The 13,316-nt window shown below is 66.6% G+C and carries 10 protein-coding genes; all 10 read left to right on the top strand.

The genetic code is table 11. From position 1 onward, the window contains the following. The 10 genes from E9229_RS13795 (at nucleotide 1) to E9229_RS13840 (ending at nucleotide 13,149) form a co-directional block, all read left to right on the top strand. Nucleotides 1–711 carry a hypothetical protein gene (locus E9229_RS13795; RefSeq protein WP_183512185.1) on the top strand — a complete coding sequence of 237 codons (711 nt, stop codon included), beginning with the start codon at nucleotides 1–3 and terminating at the stop codon, nucleotides 709–711. A gap of 54 nt (nucleotides 712–765) precedes the next feature. Further along, complete coding sequence (locus E9229_RS13800) at nucleotides 766–2,622, top strand: peptidoglycan D,D-transpeptidase FtsI family protein (protein WP_183512186.1); 1,857 nt, start codon at nucleotides 766–768, stop codon at nucleotides 2,620–2,622. Beyond that, nucleotides 2,622–4,268, top strand: a complete 1,647-nt coding sequence (locus E9229_RS13805; RefSeq protein ID WP_183512187.1) for a UDP-N-acetylmuramoyl-L-alanyl-D-glutamate--2,6-diaminopimelate ligase — start codon at nucleotides 2,622–2,624, stop codon at nucleotides 4,266–4,268. The genes E9229_RS13800 and E9229_RS13805 overlap by 1 nt, the downstream gene beginning before the upstream one ends. A 13-nt stretch (nucleotides 4,269–4,281) precedes the next feature. Then, nucleotides 4,282–5,763 (top strand): UDP-N-acetylmuramoyl-tripeptide--D-alanyl-D-alanine ligase, encoded by a 1,482-nt coding sequence (locus tag E9229_RS13810; RefSeq protein WP_183512188.1) that lies wholly within the window; start codon nucleotides 4,282–4,284, stop codon nucleotides 5,761–5,763. After that, entirely contained in the window at nucleotides 5,760–6,863 is a 1,104-nt protein-coding gene (gene mraY / locus E9229_RS13815; protein ID WP_183512189.1) for a phospho-N-acetylmuramoyl-pentapeptide-transferase, read from the top strand. The genes E9229_RS13810 and mraY overlap by 4 nt, the downstream gene beginning before the upstream one ends. Next, nucleotides 6,845–8,389, top strand: a complete 1,545-nt coding sequence (gene murD, locus E9229_RS13820) for a UDP-N-acetylmuramoyl-L-alanine--D-glutamate ligase (RefSeq protein WP_183512190.1) — start codon at nucleotides 6,845–6,847, stop codon at nucleotides 8,387–8,389. The genes mraY and murD overlap by 19 nt, the downstream gene beginning before the upstream one ends. A 10-nt stretch (nucleotides 8,390–8,399) precedes the next feature. Next, entirely contained in the window at nucleotides 8,400–9,806 is a 1,407-nt protein-coding gene (ftsW, locus tag E9229_RS13825; protein WP_183512191.1) for a putative lipid II flippase FtsW, read from the top strand. 61 nt (nucleotides 9,807–9,867) lie between these two features. Further along, the gene (gene murG / locus E9229_RS13830) at nucleotides 9,868–10,998 is read left to right on the top strand and encodes an undecaprenyldiphospho-muramoylpentapeptide beta-N-acetylglucosaminyltransferase (protein WP_183512192.1); all 1,131 of its coding nucleotides are present in this window, start codon (nucleotides 9,868–9,870) and stop codon (nucleotides 10,996–10,998) included. A gap of 4 nt (nucleotides 10,999–11,002) precedes the next feature. Continuing rightward, nucleotides 11,003–12,400: a UDP-N-acetylmuramate--L-alanine ligase gene (gene murC, locus E9229_RS13835; protein WP_183512194.1), complete on the top strand. Its 1,398-nt coding sequence runs from the start codon at nucleotides 11,003–11,005 to the stop codon at nucleotides 12,398–12,400. Then, the gene (locus tag E9229_RS13840) at nucleotides 12,397–13,149 is read left to right on the top strand and encodes a cell division protein FtsQ/DivIB (RefSeq protein ID WP_183512195.1); all 753 of its coding nucleotides are present in this window, start codon (nucleotides 12,397–12,399) and stop codon (nucleotides 13,147–13,149) included. Before murC ends, E9229_RS13840 begins: the two co-directional genes overlap by 4 nt. Nucleotides 13,150–13,316: the final 167 nt, after the last annotated feature.

The raw sequence follows: 13,316 nt of genomic DNA on the forward strand, positions 1-13,316 counted from the left end.
ATGAGCACTAGGACACCAACGCAGGAGAAGTCACACATCTATGACTCGACCTCTGGTGCCAATGCGCTCAAAATAGCTCCTATCCCGGCGCATGTGCCGGAGCAGCAGGAACCCAAAAGGCGCATCACGCTCTCCATTGTTCCCGGTCTGGCCAGGCGCCGCCGAGTGCCCTTCATGTTGTTGATTGCTGGGATCATGCTTGCCGCAGTCATCGGAATGCTGGTGTTGAACATCTCCATGGCCAACGGCCAGTACTCCGTCGTGGGCTTCAAGGGGCAGGAACGTTCGCTCTCGCAGGAAAACGAGGCCCTGCGCCAGGAAGTCAACTTCCTCCAGGCCCCGCAGAACGTTGCCAAGAAGGCGGCCAAGCTGGGGATGGTGGAACCGGGCGTTCCCGCAGCCATCGATCTGGCCACCGGAAAAGTCACCGGAAAGGCGACTCCCGCGAAAAAGGGAGAATCCGAAAAGCTACTGATCAAGGCACCTTCGAAGCCAAAAAATGAGGTCACAGCACCGCATCGATCCACCGCGGCGACACAGCAGCAGCAAACCGTCCCGGCGCAGCCCTCCACCGCTGGCAACCAGCAGGAGGGCACAACGGCTCCCGAAGAAGCAGTGCGCACCGGAACCGGCACGCGCCCTGCCTTCACAGCCGAGGAACTCAACGGTGGAACGATTCCGGCACCCACGGTTCGCACATCTGGCAACTAGTTTGCCCATGTAGGGTGTGCAGGATCGACCACGATGGCATGAGCTGAGGAACAGATGAACAAGACGCCCGCGACAGGGAAAGCCCAAGCGCCGGGCGGAGCGGGCACCAGCGGCAACCTCCGCTTGTTCATTGCCCTGCTGCTCTCCCTGCTATTGCTTGTGACCCTCGGCGGACGGCTGTTCTACATCCAGGGCATGGACCCGCAGGGGGTCGCGGCAGAGGCAGTCAAAAACCGGACGAAGGAAGTATCCATCGAGCCCAGGCGCGGACAGATTCTGGACGCCAATGGCACAATCCTGGCCACCAGCGTCGACCGGTACGACCTGGTCATCAGCCAGAAGGACCTTGCCTCGGAGATCGCGAAGTCCACGACGGAAACCTACCCGCGCAAGAATCCGGAGACGGGCAAGCGCGAGCGCATCACCGTGGACCAGGCCGTCGCGGAGCTCTCCCAGATCCTTGGCCTGGATGAGGCGATGGTGAAGGAATCCGTCGTCGGGGTCGAAGGCGCCGAAAAGAAGACCTACTCGGTCATTGCGAAGTCCGTGACACCCGAAATGCGCAACGCCGCCATGGAGGTGAGCCTGCCGGCGATGAACGGCATGCTGCTCAGCGAACGGCAGTACCCCAACGGCGTGGTCGCCGGACCGCTGCTCGGTTTCATGGATTCCGAGGGCAAGGGCGCCGAAGGGCTGGAACTCTCGCAGGAAGCCAAGCTGGCCGGAACGGCGGGCAAGAAGAAGTACGAGGCCGGTGGCGACGGCATCCGCATCCCGATCGCCACCAACGAGGAAATCCCGGTGCAGGACGGCCAGAGCGTCCGCCTGACCATCAACACTGACATCCAGTACGTGGCGCAGGAGGCCGTGGCTAAAAAAGCCAAGGAATTCAAGGCTGAGTGGGTCAATGCAACGGTCTTGAACCTCAAGACCGGGGAGATCATCGCCCTGGGCGACTCGAAGTCGATGGATCCCAATGACCCCGGTGCCACCGATGCCGAATCCCGGACTTCCACCACACTGACCCAGGCTTTCGAACCTGGATCCACCGGCAAGGTGGCAACGTTCGCCGCGGCGCTGGAGGAGGGCGTCATTAAGCCCACCGACCAGTTCAAGGTGGCCAACTCGCTGCGCATCAACGGCGAAACCATCAACGACTCGTTGAAGCACTCCACCTTCGAGATGACGGCGGCGGGCATCTTTGCCCGCTCGTACAACACCGGCACGGTGATGGTGGGCAACAAGCTGGAGAACAAGGTCCGCGAAGACTACATGCGCAAGCTCGGCATCGGTGCCCCCATCGACCTGGGCGTCAGCGGCTTCAACAAGGGAATCCTGGCCCCGTCGAGCGACTGGGAGCGCCGCCAGCAGTACAACATCATGTTTGGCCAGGGTTACACGCAGACGGCCCTGCATACGGCGAAGATCTTCCAGACCGTCGCCAACGGAGGCGTGCAGATGGAACCGAGCCTCATCGACGCCTACATCGACGCGGACGGAACCGAGCACAAGGTCCCCGAGGCGAAGCCCAAACGCGTTTTCTCCAAGAAGACATCCGATGAAATGCTGCGGATGATGGAAACGGTGGTGCAGGAGGGCACCGGCAAGAAGATGGCCATTGAGGGCTACCGCGTGGGCGGCAAGTCCGGCACGGCGCAGGCCGCCGGTCCCACCGGAAAGTACGATGGATACACCAGCTCCTTCGCCGGGGTCGCCCCGCTGGATGACCCGCAATTCGTCGTGGTGGTCACCATGCACCGGCCCAAGGGCAACTGGAAGTCTTGGAGCGTGGGGGATACCTTCACCGAGATCATGAGCAAGACCCTGAATACCTACAATGTTCCGCCCAGCAAGTCCAAGCCCAATGGCTATAACGTCTTCGTGGGAACCGATCAACAGAAATCCTGGTAATGCCTGCACCACTGACTCCGCGACAAGCGGAGCAAGTCCTCCGTCCGAGCTCCACCGTACCGGTCCGCCTCGCGGACCTGGCCCTCGCCGTGAAGGCCCAGGGCCGGGCGGCGCATATCCTGAACGACATCAGCACCAGCGCGGTCACCGGGTTGTGCCTGGATTCCCGTGCCGTGCTCCCGGGAGACCTCTACGCGGCAGTGCCCGGAGCCAACCGGCATGGTTCGGAGTTCTCGGCCGCCGCCGCGGCGGCCGGTGCCTCGGCGATCCTCACCGACGCCGCGGGCGAGCCGATGGCAGCAGCCACCGGGCTGCCGGTGCTGGTGATCGATGACGTCCGCGAGGACATTGGGCTGCTGGCGGCCGCCGTCTACGGAACCCGCGAGCGTTCCCCACGGCTCTTCGGGCTCACCGGAACCAACGGCAAAACCACGACGACCTACCTGATCCGGTCGATCCTCGCAGCGCTTGGTGAAACCACCGGGCTCATCGGAACCATCGAGATCGTTGCCGGGGAAACCCGGATCCCCAGTATTCTCACCACTCCAGAGGCACCTCAACTGCACGGACTGATGGCCCGCATGGCCGGGCTCGGCATCGGTGCCGCAGTGATGGAGGTCTCATCCCACTCGCTGTCCTACCGCCGTGTTGACGGGCTGCGCTTTGCCGTCTCCGGCTTCACCAACCTCACCCAGGACCACCTGGACCTGCACGGCGACATGGAAGACTACTACGCCACCAAGGCGTCCCTATTCGCCCCCGAACGCAGCGAACGAGCCGTGATCACCGTCGATGACGCATGGGGCGCGCGCTTGGCCGCGGAGTGCGGAGACCGTGCCCTGACGCTTTCGACCACCGGGGACCCCGATGCCGCCGCGCAGTGGTCTGTCGCCGCTGTACGCCCAGACGGGCTGGGGCATGCCTTTGAACTACGTGGTCCCGGCAGCACGCTGCTGCGTGCCCGGACCGGCCTGCCCGGGGACTTCAACATCGCCAACGCCGCCTTGGCGGTGCTGATGGTGCTTGCCTCGGGCGTCGACCCGGCGGTGCTGCAGCATGCGCTGGACACGGCCGATCCGCTCACCGTGGAGGTCCCCGGACGGATGCAGGTCATCTGCCGGGAGCCGGCCGCGATTGTTGACTTTGCTCACAACCCGGATGCCCTGGCCCGCGCCCTGGAATCGGTCCGCAGCACCATCCAGGGCTCGAGGGTCATCGTCGTCTTCGGCGCCACCGGACAGCGCGATGCCACGAAACGTCCGATCATGGGGGCCATCGCGGCCCGCCATGCGGACATCGTCATCGTCAGCGACGATGACCCGCACGACGAGGAGCCCGCGGGCATCCGCGAGGCCGTTGCCGCCGGGGCCCGCGCCGCCATTGCGGCCGAGGGCCTGAGCAGCACCGTCATGATTGAGTACCCGCGCGCCGCCGCCATCGCCAAGGCAGCCGCCCTGGCCACTGTGGCGGACACCATTCTGGTGGCCGGGCGGGGACATGAAATCTGGCAGGAGGTCAAGGGCGTGAATCTGGCCCTCGACGACCGTGAGGAGCTGCGCGCGGCCCTGATCGCCAACGGGTTCACCGTGGCGCCGGGCACCGCCCCAGAGCCGAACGATTCCACGACAGAGGGGACCGAGGGGTAAAGTCCTCATTGCCATGATTGATCTAAATACCGCCGAAATTTCCGCCATCACGGGCGGCCGACCCACTTCGACGGCCCCCGGCGATCAGACGATCCTGGGCGTCGCCACGGACTCGCGTGAATGCGCGCCAGGCTGGCTTTTCGTTGCCAAGCCCGGCGAGTCCTCGGACGGCCACCACTTCATCGACACGGCCCTCGCCGCAGGCGCCGTGCTGGCCCTTGCCGAACGCGAAACCACCGACGCCAACGGCCTCGTGCACCCGGCGATCATCGTCAAGGACGCAGTCATCGCCATGGGCCGGATCGCCGCCCACGTGGTGAGCGTGCTCAAGGAGCGCAACTCGATGCGCGTCATCGGCATTACCGGATCTGCCGGCAAGACCACTACCAAGGACCTGCTGGCGACCATTCTGGCCACCGACGGCGAGACCGTTGCCCCGGTGGGGTCCTATAACGGCGAGGTCGGCGTCCCATTGACGGTCTTCCGCGCCACCGAATCCACCAAGTACCTCGTCGTGGAGATGGGGGCCACAGGCATCGGCCACATCGAGTACCTCGGTGCGATGGTCCGGCCCGAGATCGGCGTGGTGCTCTGCGTCGGCAGCGCGCACGCCGGCGAGTTCGGCTCCCCGGAAAACACGGCTCGAGCCAAGGGCGAGCTCGTCGAGGCCCTTGACGCCTCCGGCGTCGCCATCCTCAACCAGGACGACGGAATCGTCGCGGCCATGGCCGCGCGTTCGGCGGCACCGGTGCTGGGATTCGGCGTCGACTACTCGCAGCACGGCGGGACGGCCCCGGGCATCAGCGCCTCTTCGGTGTTCGTGAACGCCCAGGGTCACCCCGAATTCGACTTGTCCTTCCCCGGCGGCGAAATGCACCACGTACGCGCCGGCCTCATCGGACACCACCACGTCTCCAACCTGTTGGCGGCGGCTGCGGCGGCCTTTGCCGCCGGCATCGCCCCGTCGGTGATCGCCCAGGCGCTCATCGACCTGGGTCCGGGCAGCCGCTGGCGCATGGAACGCACCGAGCGTACCGACGGCGTGACCATCATCAACGACGCCTACAACGCCAACCCGCAGTCGATGCGGGCCGCGCTGCGCGCACTGGCCGAGCTGGGGTTGCCCAACGCGGACGGTGTGGCACGCCGGACCTGGGCGGTCCTCGGGGAAATGCTCGAGCTCGGCAGTGAATCGATCTTCGAACACGACCTGCTCGGCCGGGCCGCGGTCCGGTTGAACATCAAGAAGCTTCTCGTGGTGGGCCGGGGCGCCAAGCCCGCCTACAATTCGGCCGTCCTGGAGGGCAGCTGGGGTGACGAAGCCTATTACGTGGAAAACGACGTACAGGCAGAGGCCATGCTGCGCGAACACCTCGAACCCGGCGACATCGTGCTTTTCAAGTCCTCCAACGGGGCCGGCCTGCGGTTCCTGGGCGATCGGATAGCTTCACAAAACAGCGGCAGCAATGCCGCAAAGGAGGAATCCACCCAGTGATCGCCCTGATCGCAGGAGCAGGCATGGCCCTGCTCCTGACCCTGCTCGGAACCCCGCTTTACATCAAGGTCCTGATCCGCCGCAAGTACGGCCAGGTGGTCCGCGACGACGGGCCGACCACCCATGCAGTCAAGTCCGGCACGCCCACCATGGGCGGGGTCGTGATCGTGCTGGCGGTCGTTGCCGCGTACTTCCTGACCCATGGCATCCTCGAACTGATCGATGCGCGCAATGCGGGCATCACCGCCAGCGGGTTGCTGGTGCTGCTGCTCTTCGCGGGGATGGGCCTCGTCGGCTTCCTCGACGACTTCATCAAGATCGCCAAGAAGCGCAGCTTGGGCCTGCGGGCCTGGCAAAAGATAGTGCTGCAAGCCGCCGTGGGCATCTCTTTCGCCTTGATGGCGCTGAATTTCCCCGACGAGCAGGGTCTGACCCCGGCCTCGACGGCAATCTCCTTCCTGCGCGATACGTCGCTGGACTTCGCGTTCTTCGGGCCGGTGGCCGGCGTGATCCTGTTTGTGATCTGGGCGAACCTGATAGTCACCGCGACCACCAACGGGGTGAACCTCACCGACGGACTCGACGGGCTCGCCACGGGCGCCGCCATCATGGTCTTCGGCGCATACACCCTGATCGGCATCTGGCAGACCAACCAGGCCTGCGGCCTGCCCGGCCAGACCAACGTCTGCTACACGGTCCGCGACTCCATGGACCTGGCCCTGCTCGGGGCCATCCTCAGCGGCGCCCTGATCGGCTTCCTCTGGTGGAATGCCGCGCCGGCCAAGATCTTCATGGGCGACACCGGATCGCTGGCCATCGGCGGCGCGATCGCTGCCTTCGCCATCCTGTCCCGCACCGAGATCCTGCTGGTCGTGCTGGCCGGACTGTTCGTGATGATCACCCTCTCCGTAATCATCCAGGTCGGCTACTTCAAGATCTCCGGAGGCAAGCGGGTCTTCCGCATGGCACCGCTGCAGCACCACTTTGAGCTCAAAGGCTGGCCCGAGGTCAACGTCGTGATCCGCTTCTGGATCCTCGGCGGGCTGTTCGTCGCCGCGGGCCTGGGCATCTTCTACTCCGAATGGGTCGTTGGACTGTGACACACGCACCGCTTGAATCGCTCACCAGCTGGGACGCCGACTGGGCCGGCCTGCGCGTCATCGTAGCCGGGTTGGGGCTCTCGGGCTTCTCCGCCGCCGACACGCTGATCGAGCTTGGTGCGCAGGTCATCATCGTCGACGGCCGTGACGATGAGGCGAACGCGTCGCGAGCCGACACGCTGCGCATTGTCGGCGCCACCGACGTGCTGTTGGGCGCCGCGCACGTGGATGCGTTGCCGCTGTTCGGTGGGCTGGCCCCCGAACTGCTCATCGCCTCTCCGGGCTGGAACCCGCGCCAGCCACTGCTGGCCGCCGCAGCGGAGTCCGGAATCCCGATCTGGGGAGACGTGGAACTGGCCTGGCGCGTGCGCGAACGCGCCGGACGCAAGACGGCCGAATGGCTGGTCATCACCGGCACCAACGGCAAGACCAGCACCGTCGGGATGACCGAGTCGATCTTGCGGGCAGCCGGGCTGCGCGCGATCGCAGCCGGCAACGTCGGCACCCCGATCCTGGATGCGATTCGGGATCCCGAGGGCTTCGACGCCATCGCCGTTGAACTCTCCAGCTTCCAACTGCACTTCACCCACAGCATTTCCCCGTTGGCCTCCGTGGTGCTCAACGTAGCCGAGGACCACGTCGACTGGCACGGCGGCTATGAGCACTACCTGGCCGACAAGGCCAAGATCTACGAGCGCACGCGCGTGGCGGCGATCTACAACGCCGACCAGCGCGAAACCGAGGCCATGGTCGAGAACGCCGACGTCATCGAGGGCTGCCGGGCCATCGGCTTCACCACCGGCGTCCCGGCCCGCAGCATGCTGGGCATCGTCGAGGACCTGCTGGTGGACCGCGCCTTCAACGACGACCGCGCGAATTCGGCCATCGAGCTGATCGCTCTGAACCAGATCGGCGAGGTGGTGCCGCGGCACACGGCAGCCAATGCACTCGCCGCCGCGGCCCTGGCCCGGGCCTATGGCGTCGGCCCGGCAGCCATCGCCGCCGGGCTGGCCGACTTCGACCCGGGCGACCACCGCATCCAGGCCGTGGCCCGGGAAAACGACATCCTCTGGATCAACGATTCCAAGGCCACCAACCCGCACGCGGCGAACGCCTCGCTCGGCGCCTTCAGCTCCGTTGTCTGGATCGCCGGCGGCCTGTCCAAGGGAGTTGATTACCAGGAGCTGGTCAGCTCCCATGCAGCCCGGCTCAAGGCCGTGGTGCTCATCGGCACCGACAACACGGGCCTGCGCCAGGCATTGGAACGACACGCCCCACAGGTGCCCGTGTTCGAGGCCAGCGTGCGGGAAACTGGAAGCATAGCCCCGGACGGCGCCACCGGCACCGCCCGCGGCTGGAGCGTCATGGCCGAGGCCGTAGCGGCCGCAGCCCGGGTCGCCGAGCCCGGGGACACCGTCCTGATGGCCCCAGCGGCCGCCTCCATGGACCAGTTCTCCTCATACGCACACCGCGGCAACGCGTTCATCGACGCGGTCGGCGCGCTGATGGAGGCCAACAGCAAGTAAAGGAGCAGCCGTGACCGGTAGCAGCCACCCGCCGCACCACACAGCAGGGCGCAAGCCGCGCCCACGCGTCCACAAGCCGCAGGCCCCCGCCGCCACTGCGGCCGGGCCTGCCGCCGTTAAGCAGGCCCAGCGCCGGGAGCCCGGAGCCGACCGCGAGGTCCGGGTCATTTCGGCCGCACCGCGCAAGGCCCCGGCATCGGCTTCCCCTTCTCCGCGAGGCATCGGGGGCTGGCTCGGTGACACGTCGCTGAAGGCCGCCCAGTTCAACTACTTCGTCGTGCTCGGGGCCGTGCTGGCGCTGACCACGATGGGCGTATTCATGGTGCTTTCCGCCTCCTCGGTCGAATTCATCACCAAGGGGAGCGGTAATTCCTACTCGCTGTTCATCAAGCAGGGCATTTTCGCGGTGATCGGCGTGGTGGTGATGCTCGTCGCGGCCAGGATCCCCAGCGAACGGATCCGCTCCTGGTCCTGGATTGCCTACTTCCTGACTGTTCTGGCCCTGACAGCCGTGCTCACGCCGCTGGGCAAGGGGGCCGGCGGCAACCGGAACTGGATCGAGATCGGCTCGATGACGATCCAGCCCTCCGAATTCGCCAAGCTGATGCTGGCGATCTGGTGCGGCATGATCCTGGAGCGCAAGTCGCACCTGATGCACGACTTCAAGCACACCATGGTCCCGGTGGTCTTCCCCGGTGGCCTGCTGATCGTCGGACTCGTCCTGGCGGGGCGCGACCTGGGTACGGCGATGATCCTGATGCTGGTCATCGGCACCGCGATGTTCCTCGGCGGAGCCAGGAAACGCTACTTCGCCATGGCCGGCTCAGCCGTCGTGCTCGTCGTGCTCGGCATGGCGCTCTTCGCCCGCAACCGCATGGACCGCATCACCGCCTGGATGGGCAACTGCGACGACGGAAGCGGCCTGTGCGACCAGGCCCAGGCAGGGCTCTACGCGCTGGCCTCCGGCGGCTGGTTCGGCGTCGGCCCCGGGCAGTCGCGGCAGAAGTGGAGCCACGTCCCCGAGGCCCAGAACGACTTCATCTTCTCCATCCTCGGCGAGGAGCTCGGCCTGGTCGGCGCCCTGTTCGTGGTGCTGCTCTTCGCGCTGCTGGCGGTGGCCATGTACCGGATCGCCGTCCGCACCCAAAGCGTCTTTGGCCGTATTGCCGTCGGCTCGATCATGGTCTGGATCGTGGGCCAGGCCTTCATCAACATCGCGATGGTTGCCGGGATGCTTCCGGTCATCGGCATCCCGCTGCCCTTCATTTCCTCCGGCGGCTCGGCGCTGATCTTTACGCTGGCCGCGGTGGGCGTGGTGCTGGGCTTCGCCCGGCAGCAGCGCATCGAATCCGGAGGTCCGCGCTCCGGGAACCCGATCTGGAATAAGGTACGCGGCATCACGTCCGGCGCCCCGTAACGGCCTCCGCCCCCGACCCCCAGTTCTTCATTTCGACATCAACACGGCAGGAACCCACCCCATGACAACCGAACTCAGCGTGATCCTGGCCGGCGGCGGAACCGCCGGGCACGTATCGCCCCTGTTGGCCATCGGCGACGCGCTCCGTGCCGCCGCCCCCGGAGTGGAGATCACGGCCCTCGGCACGGCTGACGGGCTGGAGGCCCGGCTGGTACCGGCAGCGGGCTACCGGCTTGAAACGATCAACAAGGTCCCCTTCCCGCGCCGGCCAAATGCCGCGATGTTCTCCTTCCCGTTCAAGTTCAAGGCGGCCATCGACCAGGCCAAGGCGATCCTGACCGAGGCGAAGGCCGATGCCGTGGTCGGTGTCGGCGGCTACGTGTGCACCCCGGTCTACCTGGCTGCCAACAAGCTGGGCATCCCGGTGTTCATCCACGAGGCGAACGCGCGCGCCGGTCTGGCCAACAAGCTGGGCGCACGCAAGGCGGCCGGCATCGGCGTCGCCTATGCCTCCAGCGGGCTGGCCGGTGCCCGGGTGGTGGGCATGCCGATGCGCAAGTCCATTGCCGCCATGGACACCGCCGCGCTTCGCCCGGCGGCCCGCGCCGCGCTGGGCCTGGACGAGCACACGCCGGTACTGGTGGTGACCGGCGGATCCTCCGGTGCCGCGTCGATCAACCGGGCGGTGTCGGCCAGCCTTCCCGCCATCGCTGAGGCCGGCGTCCAGGTCCTGCACATCACCGGCGCGGGCAAGGGCATCACCGACGCATCCGGCGCCCTGCTGGCCGGGGCCGGATACCGGCAGGTCGAATACGTCGATGGCATGCAGAACGCCTACGCCGCGGCGGATCTGATCGTGGCCCGCTCCGGTGCCGGAACCGTTTGCGAACTGGCGGTCGCCGGCGTCCCCTCGGTCCTGGTCCCGCTGCCCATCGGCAATGGCGAACAGAAGCTCAACGCCGCGGACCTGGTAGGCGCCGGGGGGGCAGTGCTCATCGACGATGCCGGCTTCACCCCGGAATACTTCGCCACCGAAGTGCTGCCGCTGCTCGCCAATGCGCCGGCGCTGGCCGCCATGTCCGCAGCTGCCCGGGCCCAGGGACGCAACGACGCGGCCGAGGCCATGGCGGCCATGGTTCTGGAAGGGACCAAGCAACAATCCACCGGCCGGCACCCGAAGATGGGAAGCTAGAAGCATGCAGCAACAACGAACACTCGAAGAACTCGGCCGCGTCCACCTCATGGGGATCGGGGGTGTCGGCGTTTCGGCCGTCGCCCGGCTGATGCTCGCCCGCGGGGTCACCATCACCGGCAGCGACGCGAAGGACCTTCCGGTGCTCGACGAGCTCCGCGCCCTGGGCGCTGAAATCCACGTCGGCTACCGCGCCGAGAACATCGGTGACGTCGATACAGTGGTCATGTCCTCCGTGGTCAAGCCAGGCAACCCCGAGTACGACGAGGCGGTCCGCCGCGGCCTGCGTCTGTTGCACCGCTCCGAGGGCCTGGCAGCCGCGATGAACGGCCACCAGGTCATCGCCGTCGCCGGAACCCACGGCAAGACCACCACCACCTCGCTGATCGCCGTGATGTTGCGCGAAGCCGGGCTTTCCCCGTCCTTCGCCATCGGTGCGAACATCGCCGGGCTGGGCGTGAACGCCGAACACGGTGCCGGGCGCGTCTTCGTGGCGGAAGCCGACGAGTCCGACGCCTCGTTCCTGAACTACGCCCCCCAGGTCATCGTGGTGACGAACATCGAGGCGGACCATCTTGACCACTACGGTACCGAAGCGGCCGTCCATCAGGCGTTCTTCTCCTTTGCCTCGCTGCTTCCCGCCGATGGCCTGCTGATCTGCTGCGCCGACGATCCGGGCTCCCATGCCCTGGCGTCACGGATGCGCCGCGAACGCCCGGACCTGCGCGTGCAGACCTACGGCTTCTCCGAGGATGCGGACCGCCGGCTGCTGGATCCGGCACCCCACGGGACCCGGTTCGAGTGCACCTTGGAGTGGGGTGCCGGCACGTCGGCGGTGCTGGACCTGGCCGTTCCCGGCAACCACAACCTGCTCAATGCCGCGGCCGCCTTTGCCGTGGGCCTGGACTGCGGCTTGGAGCCGGAGGCCGCCGTGGCCGGGCTCTCGGCTTTCAGCGGCGCGTCACGTCGCTTCGAGCTGCGCGGTGAGGAATCCGGCGTGCGGGTCTACGACGACTATGCCCACCACCCGACCGAGGTCCTGGCGGCCCTGCGGGCCGCCCGTGCCGTGGCGGGAGACGGCAAGGTGCATGTGGTCTTCCAGCCGCACCTGTTTTCGCGTACCCGGGAGTTCCACCGCGAATTCGCCGATGCGCTCTCGCTGGCGGACACGGCGCTGGTGCTGGAGATCTACCCGGCCCGCGAAACCCCGATCGAGGGAGTGACCAGCGCCTTGGTCACCGACCTGCTGAACACCGAGGGCGGACCCGCCACCGCGGGCGAGGTCGCGGCGGTGCTGGCATCACGCGCCCGGCCGGGTGACGTGATCATGACCATCGGCGCCGGGGACGTGACCGAACAGGGTGTGGCGATCCTCGGGGCGTTGGCTGCCGGGGAGGCATGAGCACTCACGAGGCCGGGCCCGGCAACGTGCTGGAGCTGACCCGGCACCCGGTTCGCCGGAGCCGGGTCGGGCGGCGTTGGATCATTATCGGCTCCAGCGTGCTTGCCGTTATCGTCGCGTTGATCCTGGTCCTGACTTTTTCCCCGATCCTGGCCATCAAATCGGTCGAGGTGCAGGGGAACAGCCTGGTTACGGAGGACGCGGTCCAATCCGCGCTGGCCCCGCTGCTGGGCGTCCCGCTCTCGCAGGTGGGTTCTGGGCGGGTGCTGGGCCTGCTCCAGGGCGAACCAGCGGTCGCCGACGTCGTGATCCAGGCCGAGGCACCCGGAACACTGCACGTGCAGATCGTCGAGCATGAGCCGGTGGCCGTGCTGCAGGACGGCAAGGCCTTTTCCCTGGTCGACGCCGACGGGCGGGTGCTGGTGCCACTGCCCAAGCGCGATGCGGTGCGGCTCCCGGTGATCAAGGGCAACGGAGTGACCGCGGACCCGAAGGTCTTCGCGGCCGTCACGAAGGTCCTCTCCGAGCTGCCCGCCGGATTGCTGAGCAGGGTCGATCACGCCAGCGCCGAAAGCCGGGACTTCGTCGAACTCAAGCTCACCAACGGCCGCAGCGTCATCTGGGGAGATGGTTCGCGGGGCCGGGACAAGTCGCTGGTGCTCGAGGCGCTGCTCGGGGTCAAGGACAAGGCGACGGAACCGGTGAAGGTCTACGACGTCTCGAGCCCCGACCATCCGGTGACGAGGTAGGCACACCCGGCGTTTCACGGCGCGCCGCGCCGGTTTTTTCAGTTTTGCAACGACACGCGGGCGCGGTCGTTGCATGAGCGGGACGCTGAACATAGCGTCGTTATATCGTTTGCTTGACTTGACATAACTATAACCTTCGACTTGAGGGTTAATGTTTGTTCCGGGCA

The organism is Paeniglutamicibacter cryotolerans, from assembly GCF_014190875.1.
Taxonomy (GTDB): domain Bacteria; phylum Actinomycetota; class Actinomycetes; order Actinomycetales; family Micrococcaceae; genus Paeniglutamicibacter; species Paeniglutamicibacter cryotolerans.